The following is a 22,434-nucleotide window of genomic DNA, read 5'->3' as shown; positions in this document are numbered from 1 at the left end:
CGCCCCCCTCGTCGCCGCGGGGCCCGCGGGCCGGCCCTGGCCGCCGCTCACGCGGCGAGCCAGCGCTGGATGCAGCGGATGAGGTCGTTGGCGTCGACCGGCTTGGTGACGTAGTCGCTGGCCCCGGACGCGAGGCTCTTCTCCCGGTCGCCCGGCATGGCCTTGGCCGTGACGGCGACGATGGGCAGCTGCGCGTACTCGGCGGTCGCCCGGATCGCGGCGGTGGCCGCGTAGCCGTCCATCTCCGGCATCATCACGTCCATCAGGACCAGGTCGACCTCCGGGTGGGCGGTCAGCGTCTCGATGCCCTTGCGGCCGTTCTCCGCGTGGAGCACCCGCAGGCCGTGCAGCTCCAGGATGCCGGTGAGGGCGTAGACGTTGCGGGCGTCGTCGTCGACCACCAGGACCGTGCGGCCGGCCAGGCGGCTGTCGGCCTCCGGGAGCGCCGGCTCCTGCACCTCCTCCGGCCGCACCAGGGGCAGCACGTCGCCCGGCTGGTCCGCCGAGAGGTGGAGGGTGATCCGCTCGCGCAGCTCGTCGAGGCTGGAGAGCAGCTCCAGCGGCCGGGTGTCCGCGCGGGACTGCAGGCTCCGCTCCTGCACCGGGTCCAGGCGCCGGTTGTTGTGGGCCAGTATGGGCAGCGCCCGCAGCGCGGTGTCGCCGTCCACCGCCTCCAGGAACCGCTGCGCCGCGCCGCCGGGCATGTCGAGTTCCAGGACGACGCAGTGGCAGGCGTCGGCGGCCAGGGCGGCCGCCGCCTCCTGCTCGCTGAGGGCGGTGACGATCTCGACGGGACCGCGTGCGCCGCTCGGGCCGGGGTTGTCGGCGAGGTCCGCGACCGCGTTCTCGGCGACCAGGGAGAGCAGGCCGCGCGGCCGCTCCTCGATCACCAGCAGCCGGCGTGGCTGCGGGGGCTGCGGGGGCTGCGGGGCCGCCGCGGCCGCCGCCGGTTCCGCGCCGGTTCCGCTCGCGGCGTCCGGGAGGGGCTGCGCGGCGGGCACGGCCGCGGGCAGGACCTCGAAGTCCGGCCGCGCGACGGGCATGTAGAGGGTGAAGGTGCTGCCGCGGCCGAGGCTGCTGCGGGCGGTGATGGCGCCGCCGAGCAGGTAGGCGATCTCCCGGCTGATGGACAGGCCCAGGCCGGTCCCGCCGTACTTGCGGCTGGTGGTGCCGTCGGCCTGCTGGAACGCGCCGAAGATGGTCTCCAGCTGCTGCTCGGCGATGCCGATGCCGGTGTCGGTCACGCGGAAGGCGACGGCCGGTCCGTGCGAGTGGACCTGGGCGGGCAGCTCGGCGGTGCCGACGGGCTCGATGCGCAGCTCCACGCGGCCGGACTCGGTGAACTTCACCGCGTTGGAGAGGAGGTTGCGGAGCACCTGGCGCAGCCGGGAGTCGTCCGTGAGCAGGTCCGCGGGCACCCCGGGGGCGGTGGTGATGCGGAACTCCAGGCCCTTCTGCGTGGTCATGGGGCGGAAGGTCGCCTCCACGTAGTCCAGCAGCTGGCGCAGCGGGACCCGCTCGGGGGTGATGTCCATCTTGCCCGCCTCGACCTTGGAGAGGTCGAGGATGTCGTTGATCAGCTGCAGGAGGTCGGAGCCCGCGGAGTGGATGATGCCCGCGTACTCGACCTGCTTGGGCGTCAGGTTGCGGCCGGGGTTCTGGGCGAGCAGCTGGGCGAGGATCAGGAGGCTGTTGAGCGGGGTGCGCAGCTCGTGGCTCATGTTGGCCAGGAACTCCGACTTGTACTTGGAGGCGAGGGCGAGCTGCTGGGCCCTGGCCTCCAGCTCCTGGCGGGCCTGCTCGATCTCCAGGTTCTTGGTCTCGATGTCGCGGTTCTGCGTCGCCAGCAGCGCGGCCTTCTCCTCCAGCTCGGCGTTGGAGCTCTGCAGCTCCTCCTGGCGGGCCTGGAGCTCCTCGGAGCGGGCCTGGAGCTCGGAGGCCAGGCGCTGGGACTCGCCGAGGAGCTCGTCGGTGCGGGCGTTGGCGACGATGGTGTTGACGTTGACGCCGACGGTCTCCATCAGCTGGTCGAGGAAGTCCCGGTGGACCTGGGTGAAGCGGTGCACGGAGGCCAGCTCGATGACGCCGAGGACCTGGTCCTCGACGACGATCGGCAGGACCAGCAGGCAGGCGGGGGCGGTGCTGCCCAGGCCGGAGGAGACGGCGACGTAGCCGGGGGGCACGTCGTCGACGGCGATGGTGCGGCGGCTGCGGGCCGCCTGGCCGACCAGGGACTGCCCCAGCCGGAACCGGGCCTGCGGCCCGTCCCCGCCGGAGTGCCCGTAGGAGCCGACGAGGCGCAGTTCCACGCCCTCCGTGGTGTCCTCGGCGAGGAAGAACGCGCCGTACTGGGCGGAGACCAGCGGGGTGAGCTCGTCCATGACCAGCTCGGCGACGACGGCCAGGTCGCGGCGGCCCTGCATGAGGCCGGAGATGCGGGCCAGGTTGGACTTCAGCCAGTCCTGGTCGCGGTTGGCCCGGGTGGTCTCGCGCAGTGACCCCACCATGGAGTTGATGTTGTCCTTGAGCTCGCCGACCTCGCCGGGGGCCTCCACGGTGATCGAGCGGGTCAGGTCGCCCTCGGCGACCGCGCTGGTGACCTCGGCGATCGCGCGGACCTGCCGGGTGAGGTTGCCGGCCAGCTCGTTGACGTTCTCCGTCAGCCGCTTCCACGTGCCGGAGACGCCCTCCACCTCGGCCTGGCCGCCGAGGCGGCCCTCGCTGCCGACCTCGCGGGCGACGCGGGTGACCTCCGCGGCGAAGGAGGAGAGCTGGTCGACCATCGTGTTGATGGTCGTCTTCAGCTCCAGGATCTCGCCGCGGGCGTCGACGTCGATCTTGCGGGTCAGGTCGCCGCGGGCGACGGCCGTGGTCACCTGGGCGATGTTCCGCACCTGGCTGGTGAGGTTGTTCGCCATGAAGTTGACGTTGTCGGTCAGGTCCTTCCAGGTGCCGGCCACGTTCGGCACCCGCGCCTGGCCGCCGAGGATGCCCTCGGTGCCGACCTCGCGGGCGACGCGGGTCACCTCGTCGGCGAAGGCCGACAGGGTGTCCACCATCGTGTTGATCACCCCGGCGAGCGCGGCGACCTCGCCCTTCGCCTCGACCGTGATCTTCTGCGACAGGTCGCCGCGGGCGACCGCGGTGGCGACCTGGGCGATGTTCCGCACCTGGCCGGTGAGGTTGTTCGCCATCACGTTGACGTTGTCGGTCAGGTCCTTCCAGGTGCCGGAGGCGCCGCGGACGGTGGCCTGGCCGCCGAGGTTGCCCTCGGTGCCGACCTCGCGGGCGACGCGGGTCACCTCGTCGGCGAAGGCCGAGAGCTGGTCGACCATCGTGTTGATGGTCTCCTTCAGCTCCAGGATCTCGCCGCGCGCGTCCACCCGGATCTTCTGCGACAGGTCGCCGCGGGCGACCGCCGTGGTGACCTCGGCGATGGAGCGGACCTGCGCGGTGAGGTTGGCCGCCATGACGTTGACGGACTCGGTGAGGTCGCGCCAGGTGCCGGAGACGCCCTTGACATCGGCCTGGCCGCCGAGGCGGCCCTCGGTGCCGACCTCGCGGGCCATGCGGGTGACCTCGTCGGCGAAGGAGGAGAGCTGGTCGACCATCGTGTTGATGGCGTTCTTGAGCTCGAGGATCTCGCCGCGGGCGTCGACGTCGATCTTCTGGGAGAGGTCGCCGCGGGCGACCGCCGTGGCGACCTGGGCGATGTTGCGGACCTGCGCGGTGAGGTTGCCGGCCATGAAGTTGACCGAGTCGGTGAGGTCGCGCCAGGTGCCGGAGACGCCCTTGACGTCGGCCTGGCCGCCGAGGCGGCCCTCGGTGCCGACCTCGCGGGCCATGCGGGTGACCTCGTCGGCGAAGGAGGAGAGCTGGTCGACCATCGTGTTGACGGTGTTCTTGAGCTCGAGGATCTCGCCGCGGGCGTCGACGTCGATCTTCTGGGAGAGGTCGCCGCGGGCGACGGCGGTGGTCACCTGGGCGATGTTGCGGACCTGGTCGGTGAGGTTGCCGGCCATGAAGTTGACCGAGTCGGTGAGGTCGCGCCAGACGCCGCCCACCCCCGGTACCTGCGCCTGGCCGCCCAGGCGGCCCTCGCTGCCGACCTCGCGGGCGACGCGGGTGACCTCGTCGGCGAAGGAGGAGAGCTGGTCGACCATCGTGTTGACGGTGTTCTTGAGCTCGAGGATCTCGCCGCGGGCGTCGACGTCGATCTTCTGGGAGAGGTCGCCGCTCGCGACCGCCGTCGCGACCTGGGCGATGTCGCGGACCTGGCTGGTGAGGTTGCCGGCCATCGCGTTGACGGAGTCGGTGAGGTCCTCCCAGGTGCCGGACACCCCGGGCACCTCGGCCTGGCCGCCCAGGCGCCCCTCGGTGCCGACCTCGCGGGCGACGCGGGTGACCTCGGAGGTGAAGAGGGACAGCTGGTCGACCATGCCGTTGAAGACCGTGGCGATCTCGCCCAGCAGGCCGTCCGCGTCGTCGGGCAGCCGGGTGCCGAAGTCCCCGTCGCGCACGGCGGTCAGTCCGGCGAGCAGCAGGCGCAGTTCGGGTTCGCCGACCTTGCCGACGCCGCGGGGCGTCCTGCTGCGCGCCGCCGGCCGCGAACCGTCGACCGATATCTCTCCCATGCCCGACCCCACTCCGGATGACCGACGCCTGCCCCGAAGGAGGGCCGCGGCGCGCCCGAGCACGGGGAGGACACGAGGTGGCCGCCCGATACTTGAGCTCTTCCATATTTGTTTTTAGGTACCTGTACAGCAGTATCGGAGGGTACCCCACCCCTGCTCTCCGGCAAGTATTCCGTCCCCGGGCGGCGGCCGTCTGCTCCTCCACCCGCCTGCCCGCTCACCCGCCTGCCCGTCCGCCCGCTCACCCGCCCGCCCGCCGTGGCCGTGCCCGGCGGGCGGGCGGTCCGCCGGCTCCCGCGGGCCGCCCTCACCCCGCCCGGACGACGCTGCCGTCCAGCAGGGGCGCGAGCTCGCGGGCCACGGTGGCCAGGGCGCGCACGTCCTGCTCCGCCCTGGCGATCACGATCGCCCCCTCCAGGGCGCTGACCATCAGCGTCGCCAGCGGCCCGGCCCGCTCCGCCGGCACACCCATCCCGGCCAGCGCCCGGGCGACCGGCCCGGTCCAGGCCGCGAAGGCGTCCGCGGCCGCGGCCCGGACGGGCGCGGCGGACCCGGCGCAGTCCACCGTCGCCGCGGCCACCGGGCATCCCGCGGCGAAGCCGGCCGACTCGAACTCGTCGGTCCACTGCCGCACCATGGCCGCGAACAGCCCGCCGGGCGTCGGCTCGGCCATCCCGGCGCAGAAGCGCGCCACGCGGTCGCCGGCGTAGCGGCCGGCCCACGCCAGCGCCTCGCCCACCAGCTGCTCCTTGCCGCCGGGGAAGTAGTGCTGCAGCGACCCCCGGGGCGCCTGCGCATGGGCGGCGACGTCGCGCATGCCCGTCGCCGTGACGCCGTCGCGCCGGATGAGCTGGGCCGCGCTGAAGACCATCCGCTCCCGCGGCCCCCGCCGGGCATCCGCCATCACCCACCTCCCGCCGACCACCGGTCCCCGACCGGGGAGCGGTCCGCGCCCCGCGGTCCCGACCAGTCTAGGGACGCCGGCCGCGGCCCTCGGCGGGGGCGCCGCGGCCGGCGGCGGGGGAGTGCGCCCGTCCGCCGCGGCGGCCGCCGCGGGCCGCTACTATGACAGCTGTCATAGTCGGCGGGTCCTTCGACCAGGGGCGGCGGTGCGGGATGGACGTCGGTTTCATCGGACTCGGTGTCATGGGGCAGCCCATGGCGCTCAACCTGGCCCGGGCGGGCACCCCGCTCGTCGTCTGGAACCGCACCCCGGACGCCTGCGAACCCCTGCGCGCGGCCGGGGCCGCGGTCGCGGCGAGCCCCGCCGAGGTCTTCGCGCGGGCCCGGACCGTCCTCCTGATGCTCGCCGACGGCGCCGCGGCCGACGCCGTCCTCGGGCGCGGCACGCCCGCCTTCGCGGCGAACGTCGCCGGGCACGTGGTCGTCTCCACGGGCACGGCCCCGCCCGGGTACTCGCGCGCCCTGGAGGCCGACATCCGCGCGGCCGGCGGCAGCTACGTCGAGGCGCCCGTCTCCGGCTCCCGCGGCCCCGCCGAGGCCGGGCAGCTCGTGGCGATGCTCGCGGGGGAGCCCGCGGCGGTCGAGGAGGTCCGGCCGCTGCTCGCCCCCGCGTGCCGGGAGTCCTTCGTCTGCGGCCCCGTGCCCGGCGCCCTGCTGATGAAGCTCTCGGTGAACCTCTTCCTGATCACCATGGTCACCGGCCTCACCGAGGCCTTCCACTTCGCGGACCGGCACGGACTCGACACCCGGCAGTTCGCGGCCGTCCTCGCCGCCGGGCCGATGGCCAGCAGCGTCTCCACCGCCAAGGCGCCCAAGCTGACGGAGCGCGACTTCACCGTCCAGGCCGCGGCGCGGGACGTCCTGTACAACAACCGGCTGATCGCCGAGGCCGCCCGCGCCTCCGGCCTGGCCTCGCCGCTGCTGGACGTCTGCCACACCCTCTTCGGTGAGGCCGTGGCCCAGGGCCACGGCGGGTCCGACATGGTGGCGGTCCTCCGGGCGATCGAGGCCCGGACCGACGCCGGCCGGCCCCCCGCCGGACCGGCCGACGCCCCGCCCCCCGCCGGACCGGCCGACGCCCCGCCCCCCGCCCCCTGACCGCCCCGGCCGTCCTGACCGCCCGGGGCGGCACGCCTGTCCCGCCCGCCCCGCACTCCCCGTGGCACTCCCCGGGCCCCGCACGACCGCCCGCCGCCCCGACACCGCTCCGGAGAGGAGCCGCACCGGCATGGACACCACCCCGCGGGACACCCCGCCACCGCCCCCGCTCCCGGCCGCACCCCCGCCTCCGGGCCGCGACGGCGCGGCCGCCGCCCGCCGCATGTGGCGGCTGACCGAGCCGCTGCACGCCGTCACGTACTTCACCCCGGAGGCGGCGGCCGCGTTCGAGGCGGCCGGCCTGCGCGGCTTCTGGCGCGGCTACTTCGCCGGCCGGGCGGCGCCCCTCGGCCCCGTCGGCCCGGCGCCGGTCACCGCCGCCTTCGCCGGCTTCGCCCCCGCCGTGGTCGCCCGCGCCCTGCCCGCCGTCTGGCGGACCGCCCCGCCGGAGCGGGTCCTGGAGGCCCGCCGCGACGGCGCGCGGACCGCGCTGCGCCGCCTCCTCGCCGGCCACGCCGCCGCGGCCGAGGAGGCGGCGCCCCTCCTGGCCCGCGCCACCGACGGGCTCGACACGGCCGGCCGGGTCCTCTCCGCCGCGAACGCGGCCCTGCCGCCCCCGGACGACCCGCTCGACCTGCTGTGGCACTGCGCCACCGTCCTGCGCGAGCACCGCGGCGACGGCCACGTCGCCGCCTGGACCGCCGCCGGCCTGGACGGCTGCGAGACGCTGGTCCTGCGGGCCGGCATCGACATCCCCCGCACCGAGCTGCAGCCCCACCGCGGCTGGACCGACGCCGAGTGGGACGCCGCCCGGGAACGGCTCGCCGCCCGCGGCCTCCTGGACCCCGACGGCTCCGCCACCGGCGGCGGGCGCGCCCTGCACCGGGCGGTGGAGGAGGCCACCGACCGCGCCGCCGCCCGCCCGTGGGCCCTCTTCGGCCCCCTGGCGGCGGACCGCCTCGCCGCCCTCCTCGCCCCGCTCGCCCGCGCCTGCGCGGCCTCGCTCCGCTTCCCCAACCCCATCGGCCTCCCGGCTCCCTGACGACTCGTCAGCACAACCGGGGGCCGGCGTGCGGGCGGCCGGTCCCGCCCGTGCCGTCCCGTCCGGAGCCGCCGCGGCCCCCCGCCCGGCGCCCGCCCCGCCGCGGCCGCCCCCGCAGGGGGAGACGCGGAGGCGGCCGCGGCGCACCGTGCGCCGCGGCCGCCCCGTCATCCGGGCCGTCCGGTCGTCAGCCCTTCAGCCCGTAGGCGCGGACCACCTCCTGGGTGACGGCGTTCCCCCGGTCGTCGGAGGCCGCCGCCCGCAGCGAGACGAAGCCGTGGTCCGGCGCCGTGAAGACGGCGCTCCAGGTGCCGTCCGCACCGCGCGCCACCCGGGCCGGCTGCCACGTCCCGCCGTCGTCGAAGGAGACGTCCAGCGTCGGCGCGCCGACCGTCCCTCCCTCCGCGCCCTTCAGGTGGTAGGCGGAGAGCCCCACCGTCTGGACGCCGCCGGAGGCGGCCCCGGCCAGGTCGGTGGCCACCCGGTAGTCCAGCTGCAGCAGCGGCAGCACCGCCGGGCCGTCGTCGGGCCCGCGCAGCGGCGCGTGGGTGGACCACACGGTGTGCGTGCGGGTGCTGGTCCCGTACACCGCGCCGTCCCGCCGCGCCTCCAGGTCCAGCCCGATCGCGGCCGGGGCGGTGTCGCCCGCGGTGCTGATGTGGGCGGAGGCGTCGTAGGTGTTGGTCTTCACCAGCGTGCCGTTCTTGTACGCCTTGAGGACCACCGACGCCGTCGGGCCGTCGATGGTGCCGGCCGTGCCGTCACCCCCGTCCGACCACGGCTGCAGGTTGACGGAGGTCCAGCCGTAGTCGCTCTTCGAGAGCCAGTAGCCGACGCCGTTGCGCGGCGCGACCACCGGGCCGAACCACTCCCGCACGACGTGCTGCCCCGGGCCGTAGGAGACGATGCCCGGCCCGCGCGACTCCCAGGCGCTGTCGGGCCCGGTGCGCAGGTCCTCGTGCCAGCCGGTGCCCGGCTCGGCGGAGACGTAGTCGACGCGGGTCGCCGGCATGGTCTGGACCTGCTGGAAGGCGAACTCCCTCGTGCGGTGGGGGCGGAAGTCCCAGCGGAACTCGGAGCCCTCCGCGCGCGCCCCGCCGTGGAACCGCATGTCCACCCGGGCCAGGTCCGACGCCCGCGGCCGGTAGGTCAGCGTGTCCGGCACCCGGCCGGCGTGCGCGTCCTGCAGGTCGTAGACGTACGGGGTGTCCGGGGTGCCCTCCAGGTGCAGCCGGGCGCCTCCGGACCGCACCTCCGCGAGCAGCCGCTGCGCGGCGGCCGTCGGCACGGACGCCACCGGCACCCGGCTGCGCCCGCCGTCGGGGTCGCCCACCCAGGCGGACAGCTTGCCGCCGAGGGTGTTCGCCAGGAGCACCAGCCGCGCCCCGGCGTCGGCGGCCGACCGGGCGAGCGCCGGGCCGTCGAAGCCGCCGCCGACCGCGACCACGGCGACCTTGCCGCGCACCGCGCCGAAGTCCGGCGCCGAGGCGTCCCCGGCCCAGACCGCGTCGAGGGTGCCGCTGCCGTCGTAGAGGCCGGAGCCGGCCTGCACGGCCACCGGCAGGTCCGTGCCGCCGTCGGACGCCGTCAGCAGCGGCTTCGCCAGCCGCCAGCGGGTGTTGTACTCGAACGAGCCGCTGGTGACCTTCTCCGTCGGCAGGACGAACATGTCGTCGTACCGCGCGGGCAGCAGGTACGTGGTGTCCGAGTCCGACCCCGTGCCGCCGGGGGAGCGGTACCACTCCATCTGCCGGAAGCGCGGCTCCGTCTCGTGCGGCACGACGGCCTTCACCGGGACGGCGCGGCGCGCGTCCAGCACCAGGTCCCGGTCGTGGTCGAGCACGAGCTCCGGGTCGCCCATCAGCGCCAGGCCCTGCGTGTCCGGCCCGCCGGACCCCTGCACGTCCACGAGCATGAACGCGTTGTACGTGCCCCTGCGCCACCGCAGGTCGGCGGTCCCGGTCCCCGGGTCGACCTGGGCGTAGGCGAAGTCCGGGTCGCCCATCTGCTGGTAGACCAGGGTGCCGCCCGCCGGGCCGCCCTCGCGGTCCTTCACCGCCACGTGGAGGGTGTACCGCTCGTCCTCCTCGTAGAGGCCCACCTGGGTGCGGGCGCGCACCGCGCCCGCGTCGTCGGTGGCGGTGACCTGCCCGAGGTAGCGGGTGCCAGGCGCGCCCAGGCGCGGCTCGGCGGTCGCCGTGACGTCCGCGGTGCCGTGCGCGGGCACGGTCACGGTGTCGGCGCCGAGGGTGAACATGCCCTCCGGGGCGGCGTCGCCCGCCGCCGGCGCGTCCGCGGCCGCCCGCGCCGCCGTGCTGCGCGGGCCCGGGCCGCTGCCGCCGCCCGTGGCGGCGTCGTAGGGGCCACCCGCCACGGCCGCGGTCTCCCTCAGGTGCAGGGTGACCGGCGCGTCCGAGGTGTTGGTGTAGGTGAGGGTCCGGTCGACGCGCCCGCCGTCCGCGCTGCCCCAGGGGACGAAGCCGAAGTACGCCGAGCCGGTGGCGGTGACGGAGGCGCCCACCGCGTCGGGGACCGAGAGCCGGCCCGCGCCCACCGCGTAGGCGTCGTAGCCGTCGAGCCGCTTCGCCGTGCTCATCAGCGCGTCCTTGAGCTGCTGCGCCCGCCACTCGGGGTGCTCCTGGGCCAGCAGCGCCGCGGCGCCCGCCACGTGCGGGGTGGCCATCGAGGTGCCGTCCATCCTCGTGTACCAGCCGGTCGCGGCGGTCCCGCCGGCCTTCGCCGCCAGGATGCCCACGCCCGGGGCCACGATGTCCGGCTTCATGGCGTAGTCCCGGAAGCGCGGGCCCCGGCCGGAGAAGTACGCCAGCCGGTCCTGGGAGTCGACCGCCCCCACGGTCAGTGCCGCGTCGGCCGCGCCGGGCGAGCCGATGCAGCCCTCGCAGCCGCGGTTGCCCGCGGCGACCACGAAGAGCGCACCGGTCTCGGCGGTGAGGTTGTCGAGCGCCGTGCTCTCCGCGTCCGTGCCGTCGTACGCGTCGGTGGAGCCCAGGCTCATGCTGACCACCCGCGCGCCGGAGCGGGCCGCCCACTCCATGCCCGCGATGATCCAGGACTCCTGGCCCCAGCCGTCGTTGCCGAGCACCTTGCCCACCAGCAGGTCGGCGCCCGGCGCGACGCCCTTCTCCCGGCCGTCGGAGGCCGCGCCGCTGCCGCCGACCGTGGACAGGACGTGCGTGCCGTGGCCGAAGCCGTCCTCGACGGTCTCGCCCGGCACGAAGCTCGCCGAGTCGCCCACCCGGCCCGCTAGGTCGGGGTGGTGCGTGTCGTAGCCGGTGTCGAGCACCGCCACCTTGACGCCCTTGCCGTCGTACCCGGCGGACCACGCGGCGGCGGTGCCGATCTGCGCGTTGCTGTCGGCCATCTGCGCCTTCACGCGGCCGTCCAGCCAGATCCGGGCGATGCCGTTCCCGAGCGCGGGGGCGGCCTTCCCGGACCGTGCCGCCGCCGGGGCGACCGCGTCCCAGAACCGCCGCGCGTCCTTCTTCCGCGCCCGCACGGCCGCGCCGCGGATGCCCGGCAGCGGGCGCGTCACCGTCGCCCCGGCCGGCGCGGCGGCCGACCGCGCCGCCGACCGCCCGGCGGTGTAGGAGACCAGCAGCGGCAGGCCGTCGGTGTGCGCGTCGTCGTACCGGTCGCGGACCAGGGCGGACACGTCGAACAGGCGGCGGTCCAGCTTCCGGGCGGCGACGTACGGCAGCGCCTCGTCGGGGAGGACGTAGACGTCCTTGCCGACGGTCTGGGTCCGCACACCGCCGACGGCGCCCCGCGGGCGCTCCACCTCGGCGGTCTGGTGCCCGTCGGCCAGGGTCGTGACCGTCACGGTGTCGCCGGTGACCAGGGTGACCGTCGTCCGGTCCCGGACCGGCGGGCTCTGCTGCGGACTCGCTCCGGGAGCGGCGCCGGGCACCGCGGCGGCTGCGTTCCCGGCGGTCGCGGGGGCGAACAGCGCGGCGGTCACCGCCAGGCCGGTCGCCGCCGCGGCCACCGCGGAGCGGGTCCGCCGGCGGGAGGGGGGATTCGTCATGGGGAGGGTCTACCGGCCGGTCCCGGGCGGGCGGAACGGCGCGGCGCGACGGGAAGACGCCGTGACGCAAACCTGCCAACGGTTTTGACGTGCTGTGCTGTCCATGTCGGACATGCGGGGGCGGGGAGCGGCGCGGGGCGGCAGGTGCACCGGCCGCGACCGGGTGCCGCGGCGCGCCGGAGCGGTGCCCGGCCGGTGCCGCGCGTCGCCGCTGACGGACCGTCACCCTCCGCACGGGCCGGGGGCGGCGGCCGGTCCGTCACCGCCCGGCCGCCGCCCCTGTCGCCCTCCTGCGGTCCTGCCTCAGCCGGTTCTGCCTCCCCCGGTTCTGCCGCAACCGGGTCCGGCTCAGTCGGTGGCGGCGGGGGCGTCGCTGAGGCCGAGCCGCAGGTGCTCGGTGTGGTGGACGGCCTGGTCGAGGAGTTCGGCGACGTGGCTGTCGTAGAGCGCGTACACGACGGAGCGTCCCCTGCGGGTGCCGGTGACCAGGCCGAGGTTGCGCAGCAGCCGCAGCTGGTGGGAGCAGGCGGACTGCTCCATGCCGACCTCGGCCGCCAGTTCGGTGGCGGCGCACGGCCCCTCGCGCAGGCGGGCGAGGATCAGCAGGCGGGAGGGGGTGGCCAGGGCCTGCAGCGTGGCCGCCACGCGGGGGGCGTTGGCCGCGTCCAGGCGGGCGCGCGGGACGGCGTTCTTCGCGGGAGCGGCTCCATGACCCATGCCGCCATCATACAAATCTCACATGAAAGCATGTTCATGTGTTCCTGTACGGTGGACGGGTCACCCCGTCCTCCCCCGCACGAAGGGCCTCCTCCGCATGCCCTCCACCCTCCTCGAGCGCTCCGCGCCCGCCGCGACCCCGCCCCGGGGCGCCGCGCCGCGACGGCGCACGCGGGTCCTCGCGCTGCCCGAGGCCCGCTGGGCCGCCGCGGCCGCGCTGCTGTTCCTCGCCGCCCTGCCGCTGCAGCTGACCGGCGCCCCGGCGTGGGCGTGGGGGCCGCTGTACGCCCTCGCCTACGCGGCCGGCGGCTGGGAGCCCGCGTGGGCGGGCCTGAAGGCCCTGCGGGAGAGGACCCTCGACGTCGACCTGCTGATGGTCGTCGCCGCGCTCGGCGCGGCCGCGGTCGGGCAGGTGACGGACGGCGCCCTCCTGATCGTCGTCTTCGCGACCTCCGGCGCCCTGGAGGCCCTGGCCACCGCCCGCACCGCCGACTCGGTGCGCGGCCTGCTCGACCTCGCCCCCGCCACCGCCTCCCGGCTCCGGGACGACGGCGGCGAGGAGACGGTCGCCACCGCGGACCTGGTGGTCGGCGACACCGTGCTGGTCCGGCCCGGCGAGCGGATCGGGGCCGACGGCCGGGTCCTGGACGGGGCGAGCGAGGTGGACCAGGCCACCGTCACCGGCGAGCCCCTGCCGGTGGCCAAGGAGGCCGGCGACGAGGTCTTCGCGGGCACCCTGAACGGCACGGGGGCGCTGCGGGTCACGGTGGAGCGCGACGCCTCCGACTCGGTGATCGCCCGGATCGTCGCCATGGTCGAGGAGGCGTCCGCCACCAAGGCCCCCACCCAGCTGTTCGTCGAGAAGGTCGAGCAGCGGTACTCGCTCGGCATGGTCGCCGCGACCCTCGCGGTGTTCGCCGTGCCGCTCGCCCTCGGCGCCGCGGTGACCGGTTCGCTCCTGCGGGCGATGACCTTCATGATCGTCGCCTCGCCCTGCGCCGTCGTCCTCGCGACCATGCCGCCGCTGCTGTCCGCGATCGCCAACGCCGGGCGGCACGGGGTGCTGGTGAAGTCCGCCGTGGTCATGGAGCGCCTCGGCCAGGTCGACGCCGTGGCCCTGGACAAGACCGGCACCCTGACCGAGGGGACCCCGCGCGTCACCGACGTCCGCCCGCTCACCCGGGTCGCCGCCGGAGCCGCCGCGACCGGGACCGCGGTCGCCGGGACCCCCGCCACCGGGACCGCCGCCCCCGGGACCACGGCCGCCGGAACCCCCGGCGGCCCCGACGAGGACCGGCTGCTGGCGCTCGCGGCCGGGGCCGAGCACCCCAGCGAGCACCCGCTGGCGCGCGCCGTCGTGGACGCCGCCCGCACCCGCGGCCTCGACCTCCCCGCCGCCTGCGACTTCACCTCCGCCCCCGGCACCGGCGTGGCCGCCGTCGTCGACGGCCGCCGGGTCGCCGTCGGCGCCCCCGCCCGGCTGCTGCGGGGCCGTACCGACGCGGCCGCCGCCCGCGCCCTGGCCGCCGCCGCGGACCTGGAGGACGGGGGCCGCACCGCCGTCGTGGTCGAGGTCGACGGCGTCCCCGCCGGGGTGCTGGGCATCGCCGACCGCCTGCGCCCGGACGCCGCCGCCACCGTCGCCTCCCTCACGGCGCTGACCGGGTCCGCGCCGGTGCTCCTGACCGGCGACAACGCCCGGGCTGCCGCCCGCCTGGCCGCCGAGGCGGGCATCGCCGACGTCCGCGCGGGCCTGCTGCCGCAGGAGAAGGCCGCCGCCGTCCGCGAGCAGGAGCGGGCGGGCCGCAGGGTCCTGGTCCTCGGTGACGGCGTCAACGACGCCCCCGCGCTCGCCGCCGCCCACACCGGCGTCGCGATGGGCCGGGCCGGATCCGACCTGGCGCTGGAGACCGCGGACGCGGTGGTCGTCCGCGACGAGCTCGCCACCGTCCCCGCCGTGGTGGCGCTCTCCCGCGCGGCCCGGCGCCTGGTGGTGCAGAACCTGGTGGTCGCCTCGCTGTTCATCTCCGGGCTCGTCGTCTGGGACCTGGCCGGCACCCTGCCCCTGCCGCTCGGCGTCCTCGGCCACGAGGGGTCCACGGTCCTCGTCGGGCTCAACGGCCTGCGGCTGCTGCGCGAGTCCGCGTGGGAGCGGGCCCGGGCGGAGGGCCGGCGGTGACCCGGCGCACCCGCGGGACCCCCGTCCCGGCGCAGGGGGCGGCGGCCCGCTGCACCGTCACGGTCTGCCGGGGCTGCTGCTGCGGCACGCCGAAGGTGCCCGGGCTGGACCACGCCGCCTGGCTCGCCGGCCTGCGCGCCTCCCTGGCGGGTGCGGCCGAGGTGCGGCCGACCGGCTGCCTGGACGCCTGCGAGCGGGCGAACGTGGTCGTCGTCCAGCCGTCCGCCGACGGCCGCAGGGCCGGCGGGCGCCCGGTCTGGCTCGGCCTGGTCAACGACCCGGACGCCGCCCGTGACATCACCGCCTGGGTGCGGGCCGGCGGGCCCGGCCTCGCCGACCCGCCCGGCGTCCTCGACCTGTACGCCTTCACCCCCTCCCGCCGCGTGCGCGGGCAGCTCGGGGGCTGAGCCTGGCCCGGTCCGGGCCTGGTCCGGGCCTGTTTCGGGCCGGTCCGGCAGGGCCGCCGTCCGCCGTCCGTCACCCGCCGCCCGCCCTCCGCGGCCCGCCTCCGCCGCCCGTGAGGGCGCGCGGTCCCGGACGCGGCCGGTCCCGCCGCCCGCCCGGGGCGTGCGCGGGCGGGCTGCGGGGACCGGGGTCCGGCAGGTCGTGCCGGGGTTCAGCAGGCCGTCACCGGGGTCCCGCTGTAGAGGTTGGCGTCGGCGACGCCGTTGGTGACGCTCCGGAGGTAGTAGCCGCAGGTCGGGCGGTGGGCGAAGTCGTAGGTGGAGCCGTCGGTCAGGCGCCAGATCTTGTAGTTCGAGAACGTCAGCGGCTTGCCGGAGACGGCCTGCTCGGGCTGGTGGTCGCCCAGGACCACGTAGGCGTCGGCGCCGGAGAGGGTGGCCAGGCCGTTCCTGTCGAGGAAGAGCGAGCCGCCCTGCTCGACGCCCACGCCCCAGGCCTTGCCGGAGCTGGTCAGGCCGTCCTTGAGCATGCGGGCGACGAAGGCCATGGTGCGGCCCATCCGGTCCCGGGTGACGAAGTGGGAGTCGTTGACGGTGTCGCCGTAGTTCGGCCAGGAGAACATGCCGGTGGTGAAGGTGACCGTCCTGTCGTACGGGTTCGCCAGGGCGGTCGCGGAGTCGGTGCTGCCGCCGCAGGCGTCGTAGACGACGGCGCTGTTGATGTGGTGCCCCGCGCTGCCGCCGCCCGAGCCGCCGCCCTTGGCGACGACCGACTGCACCGACGCCTGGAGGGCGGTGCCCTTCCACGCGGCGTAGTCGCACTGGTTGCCGCCCGCGAAGTAGACGAACTCGGCGTTGCGGATGTCGGTGTTGACCTGGGCGTTGTTGCCGTCCCGCGCGGAGGTCAGCACCTCGGTGGTACAGGAGTTGACGCCGCTGAGGGTCATGATCACGTCGCACTCGGGGGTCTGGCTGCCCGAGGTGGTCTTGGCGTCGGCGAGCACCACGACGTCCATGCTGCCGCTGCCGCCGGTGATCGCGGTGACGGCCTTCGCCATGGTGGCGGTGACGACCGCGCCGCTGCCGTTCATGGTGAACGCCGGCCCGTTCCACGCGGTGCGGCTGACGTCGGAGGAGCTGCCGAGGCGGATGCGGGTGACGGCGGCCTGCGCGGTCTGGGGGGCGACCAGTGCGGCGCCGGTCAGGGCGGTGAGGGACAGTCCGAGGGCGGCGAGCCTGCGGGGGAGCGGGCGGTTCAGGTGCGGACGCACGGGTCCTCCTGTAAGGGGGGCGGGGGTGGGGCTGCGCAGCCAGCACGGAAGATACAGAGAAGCCGTCAGTTGCACTAGGTGTAACGCAGAGATGGACGACAGGGGCGAGCCGCCGCCCGGACCGGTCCGCACCGCCGGGCCGATGCCCCCCTCCGGCCGTCGCGGAGCGCAGCGGCCGGACGGCGCAGCAAGGAAGCGCAGGTGGGGTGCCGGAACGGGGCGGGCAGGCTGCGGCGGGAGCCCCGCCGAGGCGCGGTCCGGCGGTGTCGTCGTGCTGTCCGGCGGCCCCCTCCCGCCCTTACACACGGGGAAGGAATTTCCCTCTCTGTAACATCCCGCGGGCGGGCCGCAGCGACGCGCCCGGGCAGGAGCCGGGCGGCAGGACGGGCAGGACGCCGGTGAGGACGCCGGTGACGAGGTGGAGGAGTCCGACGAGGCGGGCGGCGGCGCTGAGGCGGAAGCCGGTGAGCCCGTCCAGGACCGCGGCGACCGGAGCCCGACGGGCGCTCCCGGCCCTCCCGCGGCAGGATGGACGCCGTGACCGGCAGTGCAGCCACCGGAGAGGCACCGAGATGACCGAGACCCCGTCGGCCGCCCCCTGGTCCGAGGCCGAGCAGGAGTACCTGCTGGGGCAGCGCCTGGGCAGGCTCGCCACCCTGGGCCCGGACGGCGCCCCCCAGAGCCGGCCCGTCGCCTACACGGTCAACACCGACCTCGGCACCATCGACATCGGCGGCCTCCACCTGGCCGCCAGCCGCAAGTTCCGCAACATCCAGGCCGACCCGCGGGTCTCCTTCGTCGTCGACGACCTCGCCTCGACCGACCCCTGGTCCCCCCGCGGCGTCGAGATCCGCGGTGTCGCCGCCGCCGTCACCCCGGGCAGCCCCGACCTCCCGCCCGCCTTCACCGAGGGGCTCATCCGCATCACCCCGCGCCGCATCCTCGGCTGGGGTCTCGACACCGGCGCCTTCGCCCCGCCCCACGCCCGCGACGTCTGACCCCGCCCGGCGCCCCCGGCGCCCCGGCCCGCCCCTGCGGGCCCGGCCGCCCGCCCGCCGGGTGGGTCCGGACGGCCGGGGCTACCCTGGAACGAACCGGAAGCGGCCGATGCCCCGTGACCGCCGTGCGGGGCGCAGGGAGACCGGGCGATGACCACGGACGACCCACCACGTGCCGGCGCCGGGGCGGACGGCCCCCGGTGCCTGCCGATCGCCGAGCACGGGCTGATCGGCGACCTCAGGACCACCGCCCTGGTGGGCAGCGACGGCACCATCGACTGGTACTGCTGCCCGCGCTTCGACGCCCCCAGCGTCTTCGCGGCGCTCCTGGACCCCGAGCGGGGCGGCTCCTTCGAGCTCGCCGCCGACCTGCCCGCCCGGGTCCGGCAGTTCTACTTCCCCGACACCAACGTGCTGATCACGCGCTTCTTCGCCGCCGACGGGGTGGGCGAGGTCCAGGACTTCATGCCGGTCACCGACCGGCCGGGCGAGGTGGACCGCCACCGGCTCATCCGGCGGGTGATGTGCGTGCGCGGCACGCTGCCGTTCCGGGTGCGCGTGGCCCCCCGGTTCGGCTACGGGAGCGAGCCGCACACCGTCCAGGCGCTCGGACCCGGCCACGTGCTCTTCCACTCCTCTCCGCTGTCGCTCGCGCTCACCTCCGACGTGCCGCTGGACTGCGACGGGCCCGACGTCCACTCCCGCTTCAAGCTGGCCGAGGGCGAGTGCGCCGTCTTCGCCCTGGACCGCGTCGGCGGCGACGTCGTCCCCCGGGCCTGCCCGCAGGCGGAGGCGCAGCGCGCGTTCGAGGAGACGGTCGACTTCTGGCGGCGCTGGATCGCCGGCTCCCGCTACCGCGGCCGGTGGCGGGAGATGGTGCACCGCTCCGCGCTGACCCTCAAGCTGCTGACCTACGCGCCGACCGGCGCCATCGTGGCCGCGCCCACCACCAGCCTGCCGGAGCGGATCGGCGGCGAGCGCAACTGGGACTACCGGTACGTGTGGATCCGCGACGCCGCCTTCTGCGTGTACGCGCTGCTCAGGCTGGGGTTCACCGCCGAGGCCGAGGCGTTCATGGGCTTCCTCTCCGAGCGCATCAAGGCGCAGGACGGCGGCGCCTCCGGCCCGCTGAAGATCATGTACGGCATCGACGGCCGCAGCGACCTGCCCGAACGCGAACTCGCCCACCTCCGGGGCCACCTCGACTCCGCCCCGGTGCGCATCGGCAACGACGCCTCCTCCCAGCTGCAGCTGGACATCTACGGAGCCCTCATCGACTCGGTCTACCTCTACGACAAGTGGGGGCAGCCCATCTCCAGCGACCAGTGGGAGGACGTCTGCCTGCTGGCGGACTGGGTCTGCGACCACTGGGACCAGCCCGACGAGGGCGTCTGGGAGACCCGCGGCGGCCGCCGGGACTTCCTCTACTCGCGGCTCATGTGCTGGGTCGCGCTCGAACGCGCCATGCGCACCGCCCGGCGCCGCGGACTGCCCGCCGACCTCCTGCGCTGGATGGCGAGCCGCGACGCGATCTACCGCCAGATCATGCGGCGCGGCTGGTCGCCGGAGCGCCGCGCCTTCGTCCAGTGCCTGGACGGCGACGTCCTCGACGCCGCGGTGCTGATGATGCCGATGGCGAAGTTCGTGTCGCCCACCGACCCCCGCTGGCTGTCCACCCTGGACGCCCTCACCGCGGACCTGGTCTCCGACTCCCTCGTGTACCGCTACGACCCGGAGGCCAGCCCCGACGGACTGCAGGGGGCGGAGGGCACCTTCTCGATCTGCTCGTTCTGGTACGTCGAGGCGCTGGCCCGCGCCGGACGCCTGGACGAGGCCCGGCTCGCCTTCGAGAAGATGCTCACCTACGCCAACCACCTGGGCCTGTACGCGGAGGAGATCGGGCCCACGGGCGAGCAGCAGGGCAACTTCCCCCAGGCGTTCACCCACCTCTCCCTCATCAGCGCCGCCTTCACCCTCGACCGGGCCCTGTGAAAGTCCGGCCCTGGGACGGCCCGGACCTGCGACGGCCCGGGTCCTGGGGCGGCGCGCCGCCCCGGGACCCGGCCGGGGGACCCTCAGACGCTCTCCAGCAGCAGCTGCGAGCCCGCCGTGATGAGGCCCGGCACCTCGAAGTCCAGCTCCAGCAGGGTCTCCCCGCCCGCCGGGAGCAGGAAGCTGCCGAGGCCGCAGCGCGGCACCGTGGGCCGGACGTAGACGGTCCTCACCTGGGCCGTCCCGCCGTCCACCCGCAGCGTCGCGGCGCCGTTCCAGGTGTCGCCGGGCACGTCCACGGTGCCGGTGACGTTCGAACCGAAGGTCAGCGCCACCGTGCGGGCCGTCCCGGAGGGGTTGCGCAGCCGCAGCGCGACGGCGTACCGCATGCCGTAGTTGCCCCAGCTGCGCTGCGAGGAGTCGGAGAGGGCGGCGGTCGCCGGCACCGTCTGGTCGAGCTCGGCCCGCTGCCGGACGGTGGTGTTGACGGCCAGCCCGAGGTACCGGCCGGCCTCGGGGACGTCCACGGCCACCGTGCCGGTGTCCCAGCGGGAGGCGGCGTAGACGCCCGCCTCGCGGCCGTAGGTGGTGGCGGTCTGGGAGGCGATGTCGCCCGGGGCGGCCTGGTCGTCGTGCTGGGTGGAGTTGATCGCGGCGGCGGTGCTCCCGTCCGCCGTGGCCGCCGTGTAGACGTACACGCCGCCGCTCGCGGTGACCTCCAGCAGGCCGTCGGCGATCGACGAGGTCAGCGGTATGCGGGCGATCTCCACCATGGTGCGGGGGGCCACGGAGGTGGGCGCGAGGTAGTCGCGCAGCGAGCCGGTGGCCCAGTCGAGGGAGGTGGCGTAGCAGGGGCCGGTGCCGGCGCGCTGGGCCGGGTCCTGGACGAGGGGCTTGTCGGCGTTGGTCCACACCGAGCCGCGGGCGCTGACCGTGACCGGCGCGGTGCCGGGGTTGGACGCCAGGACGTGCAGCCAGGCCGTGGCCCCGGTCCTGTTCTGGTGATACAGGTACACCGGGAAGGTGCCCGAGAGGGGGTGGGCGGCGCCGCCGCGGTTGGCGGTGGTGCGCCCGCACTGGGCGAGCCACCCGGGGCCGGTGAACGTCTCGGGGTTGTTGGAGACGAACATCTCAGGGCCGCCGGGGCCGCCGGGCAGCTGGAGCAGCAGGTCGCGCGGGACGGTGGGCCCGGGTGCGGCGGGCGTCCCCGCGGACCAGGCGTCGGTGCCGATCACCGTGTCGGCCGCCCCGGCCGACGCGGCGGCGCGCCGGGCCGCCCGGTCCGGCAGTGAGTGGTCCCTACCAGCGGCCCGGCTGGTGCCGGCGGCGGCCAGCGGCAGGGCGCTGCCCGCCAGGAGGGCGGGGGCGAGCCCCAGCAGGGTCCTGCGGGAGGGGGTGGAACCGCGGGTCATGGAGCTCTCCTCGTGTCCGGGAGCCGTCCGAGCGGGTGCGTCGGCGGTCTGCGGCGTCCATCGGAGCCAAGAGGTAGATACCAGGGGTGCGTCGTCCCGGGAAGCGGTCCGACCGGAATTCCCCGCCGGGCCGCCGGTCGTGCTCCGGTTTGCGGTGGAGTGTCCCTCCCCGAAAGGCCCCTGCCGGTCCGTCCGGTGAACGAAGGGTTGACGGACCGGCGGACCTCCTGGCACCTTGCTCGCCAAGTGGTCACTACCACTTGCCGCATCCCGGCCCGTCAGGCTCTGCCCGCCCGCAGCCCGTAGGAGAGTCATGCCCAGCAGCAGAGGCGTCCGCCTCGCCGTCACCGCCGTCGCCGTCGCCCTCGCCAGCAGTGCGTGCGGGCTCGGCTCCGACGGCTCGTCCACCGACACGGGCGCCGCGTCCGGCGGGGGGAAGGTCGGCGGCACCATCACACTGGAGACCCTCCAGCTCAAGCCGACGTTCACCGACTACATGAACGGCGTGGTCAAGGCCTACGAGAAGTCCCACCCCGGCACCACCGTGAAGTGGGTGGACATCCCCTTCGAGGGGGCCCAGGAGAAGCTCACCGCCGACGCCGCCGCCGGGGCGCTGCCCGACGTGGTCAACCTCAACCCGCAGTTCGCCCAGGCGCTGGAGTCCAAGGGCCTCTTCGTCGACATGGACCAGGCCGCGGCCGACGTGAAGTCCGGCTACGTGCCCGGCGCGTGGGAGGCCTTCGCCGTCCCCGGCCGGACCGGCTCCTTCGGCCTGCCGTGGTACCTCACCTCCGAGGTCACCATGTACAACAAGAAGCTGTTCCAGAAGGCCGGCCTGGACCCCGAGAAGCCCCCGACGACCTTCGACGAGCTGCTCGCCGACGGCCGGAAGCTCTCCGACGCGGGCCACGGCGACTTCTACGGCATCCACCCCGCCCTGGAGAACCGGTTCATCACCGACCTCGCCAAGCAGGGCGTGCCCCTGCTGGACGCCTCCGGGAAGAAGTGGACCTTCAACACCCCCGAGGCCGCCGCCTACCTGCAGAAGCTGGTGGACGCCTACAAGGGCGGCGTCTTCCCGAAGGACTCCCTCACCCAGAACCACAGCAAGGAGACCGAGGCCTACCAGGCCGGGCGCATCGGCCTCTTCCCCTCGGGCCCGAACTTCCTCGCCGTCGTCAAGCAGAACGCCGCCGACATCGCCGCCGACACGGGTGTCGGCCCCCAGATCACCGGCCCCGACGGCGCCGTCAACATGTCCGTCATGGGTCTGATGGTCCCGAAGAGCAGCAAGAACCGCGCCACCGCCCTGGACTTCGCCAAGTACCTGTCCAACGCGCAGAACCAGCTCGCCTTCAGCAAGATCGTGACGATCCTGCCCAGCACCCTCTCCTCCCTCAAGGACCCGTACTTCACCGCCGCCGGCGACGGCTCGCCCGAGGCGAAGGCCCGCCGGATCTCCGCCGAGCAGATCGCCCGCGCGAAGAACCTGGTGCCCGTCCAGTACGACGCCCGCGTGACCGCCGCCGTCATCGGCAAGGTCCAGCTCGCCCTCCAGGGCCGCCTGGCGCCGCAGAAGGCGCTCGACGAGGCCGTCGACGCCGCGAACCGCATCACCGGCGCCGCCGGCTGACCCGCGCAGGACCGCCGCCGGGCCGGGCGCGCACCGCTCCCGGCCC

13 protein-coding genes are annotated in these 22,434 nt (G+C 75.5%); 7 read left to right on the top strand and 6 right to left on the bottom strand.

The features are described 5' to 3' along the window. Positions 1–47 precede the first annotated feature (47 nt). Both LO771_RS18190 and LO771_RS18185 read right to left on the bottom strand, forming a co-directional pair. The gene (locus LO771_RS18190) at positions 48–4,634 is read right to left on the bottom strand and encodes a HAMP domain-containing protein (RefSeq protein ID WP_230653714.1); all 4,587 of its coding nucleotides are present in this window, start codon (positions 4,632–4,634) and stop codon (positions 48–50) included. Between the two features lie 307 nt (positions 4,635–4,941). Continuing rightward, positions 4,942–5,538: a TetR/AcrR family transcriptional regulator gene (locus LO771_RS18185; protein ID WP_230653712.1), complete on the bottom strand. Its 597-nt coding sequence runs from the start codon at positions 5,536–5,538 to the stop codon at positions 4,942–4,944. Positions 5,539–5,750: 212 nt separating this feature from the next. Here LO771_RS18185 and LO771_RS18180 point away from each other — a divergent pair, with 212 nt between their 5' ends. Then, complete coding sequence (locus LO771_RS18180; protein ID WP_230653768.1) at positions 5,751–6,695, top strand: NAD(P)-dependent oxidoreductase; 945 nt, start codon at positions 5,751–5,753, stop codon at positions 6,693–6,695. 223 nt (positions 6,696–6,918) lie between these two features. Beyond that, positions 6,919–7,737: a hypothetical protein gene (locus tag LO771_RS18175; RefSeq protein ID WP_230653765.1), complete on the top strand. Its 819-nt coding sequence runs from the start codon at positions 6,919–6,921 to the stop codon at positions 7,735–7,737. Between the two features lie 187 nt (positions 7,738–7,924). Here LO771_RS18175 and LO771_RS18170 read toward each other — a convergent pair whose 3' ends face one another. Both LO771_RS18170 and LO771_RS18165 read right to left on the bottom strand, forming a co-directional pair. Beyond that, entirely contained in the window at positions 7,925–11,782 is a 3,858-nt protein-coding gene (locus tag LO771_RS18170; RefSeq protein ID WP_230653710.1) for a S8 family serine peptidase, read from the bottom strand. Between the two features lie 348 nt (positions 11,783–12,130). Then, positions 12,131–12,499: a helix-turn-helix transcriptional regulator gene (locus LO771_RS18165; RefSeq protein WP_230653708.1), complete on the bottom strand. Its 369-nt coding sequence runs from the start codon at positions 12,497–12,499 to the stop codon at positions 12,131–12,133. A 97-nt stretch (positions 12,500–12,596) separates the two neighbouring features. Between LO771_RS18165 and LO771_RS18160 the strand changes: the two genes are divergently transcribed. Next, positions 12,597–14,678, top strand: a complete 2,082-nt coding sequence (locus LO771_RS18160) for an HAD-IC family P-type ATPase (RefSeq protein WP_230653706.1) — start codon at positions 12,597–12,599, stop codon at positions 14,676–14,678. Continuing rightward, entirely contained in the window at positions 14,675–15,085 is a 411-nt protein-coding gene (locus LO771_RS18155; RefSeq protein WP_230653703.1) for a (2Fe-2S) ferredoxin domain-containing protein, read from the top strand. The genes LO771_RS18160 and LO771_RS18155 overlap by 4 nt, the downstream gene beginning before the upstream one ends. Before the next feature lie 209 nt (positions 15,086–15,294). Here LO771_RS18155 and LO771_RS18150 read toward each other — a convergent pair whose 3' ends face one another. Then, positions 15,295–16,353: a hypothetical protein gene (locus LO771_RS18150; RefSeq protein ID WP_230653700.1), complete on the bottom strand. Its 1,059-nt coding sequence runs from the start codon at positions 16,351–16,353 to the stop codon at positions 15,295–15,297. Between the two features lie 572 nt (positions 16,354–16,925). Here LO771_RS18150 and LO771_RS18145 point away from each other — a divergent pair. Together LO771_RS18145 and LO771_RS18140 are read left to right on the top strand one after the other, a co-directional pair. Next, positions 16,926–17,351 (top strand): PPOX class F420-dependent oxidoreductase, encoded by a 426-nt coding sequence (locus LO771_RS18145; RefSeq protein WP_230653697.1) that lies wholly within the window; start codon positions 16,926–16,928, stop codon positions 17,349–17,351. Positions 17,352–17,501: 150 nt separating this feature from the next. Beyond that, positions 17,502–19,343: a glycoside hydrolase family 15 protein gene (locus LO771_RS18140; protein WP_230653695.1), complete on the top strand. Its 1,842-nt coding sequence runs from the start codon at positions 17,502–17,504 to the stop codon at positions 19,341–19,343. 83 nt (positions 19,344–19,426) lie between these two features. On the opposite strand, the gene LO771_RS18135 is transcribed toward LO771_RS18140, so the two are convergent. Beyond that, positions 19,427–20,755 carry a DUF3370 family protein gene (locus LO771_RS18135; RefSeq protein WP_230653692.1) on the bottom strand — a complete coding sequence of 443 codons (1,329 nt, stop codon included), beginning with the start codon at positions 20,753–20,755 and terminating at the stop codon, positions 19,427–19,429. Positions 20,756–21,068: 313 nt separating this feature from the next. On the opposite strand from LO771_RS18135, the gene LO771_RS18130 reads away from it, so the two are divergent. Then, positions 21,069–22,388: an ABC transporter substrate-binding protein gene (locus LO771_RS18130; protein WP_230653690.1), complete on the top strand. Its 1,320-nt coding sequence runs from the start codon at positions 21,069–21,071 to the stop codon at positions 22,386–22,388. The last annotated feature ends 46 nt before the right edge of the window (positions 22,389–22,434 follow it).

The organism is Streptacidiphilus sp. ASG 303 (genome assembly GCF_020991365.1).
In the GTDB taxonomy this organism is placed as follows: domain Bacteria; phylum Actinomycetota; class Actinomycetes; order Streptomycetales; family Streptomycetaceae; genus Peterkaempfera.
The sequence above is the reverse complement of the archived record's forward strand: the minus strand, read 5'-3'. Positions and strand labels throughout refer to the sequence as shown.

Bases quoted from the DNA above. Each gene is read 5' to 3' on its own strand.
- LO771_RS18190 (WP_230653714.1), bottom strand. From the start codon at position 4,634: ATGGGAGAGATATCGGTCGACGGTTCGCGGCCGGCGGCGCGCAGCAGG.
- LO771_RS18160 (WP_230653706.1), top strand. From the start codon at position 12,597: ATGCCCTCCACCCTCCTCGAGCGCTCCGCGCCCGCCGCGACCCCGCCC.
- LO771_RS18165 (WP_230653708.1), bottom strand. From the start codon at position 12,499: ATGGGTCATGGAGCCGCTCCCGCGAAGAACGCCGTCCCGCGCGCCCGC.
- LO771_RS18135 (WP_230653692.1), bottom strand. From the start codon at position 20,755: ATGACCCGCGGTTCCACCCCCTCCCGCAGGACCCTGCTGGGGCTCGCC.
- LO771_RS18145 (WP_230653697.1), top strand. From the start codon at position 16,926: ATGACCGAGACCCCGTCGGCCGCCCCCTGGTCCGAGGCCGAGCAGGAG.
- LO771_RS18180 (WP_230653768.1), top strand. From the start codon at position 5,751: ATGGACGTCGGTTTCATCGGACTCGGTGTCATGGGGCAGCCCATGGCG.
- LO771_RS18175 (WP_230653765.1), top strand. From the start codon at position 6,919: ATGTGGCGGCTGACCGAGCCGCTGCACGCCGTCACGTACTTCACCCCG.
- LO771_RS18140 (WP_230653695.1), top strand. From the start codon at position 17,502: ATGACCACGGACGACCCACCACGTGCCGGCGCCGGGGCGGACGGCCCC.
- LO771_RS18170 (WP_230653710.1), bottom strand. From the start codon at position 11,782: ATGACGAATCCCCCCTCCCGCCGGCGGACCCGCTCCGCGGTGGCCGCG.
- LO771_RS18185 (WP_230653712.1), bottom strand. From the start codon at position 5,538: ATGGCGGATGCCCGGCGGGGGCCGCGGGAGCGGATGGTCTTCAGCGCG.
- LO771_RS18130 (WP_230653690.1), top strand. From the start codon at position 21,069: ATGCCCAGCAGCAGAGGCGTCCGCCTCGCCGTCACCGCCGTCGCCGTC.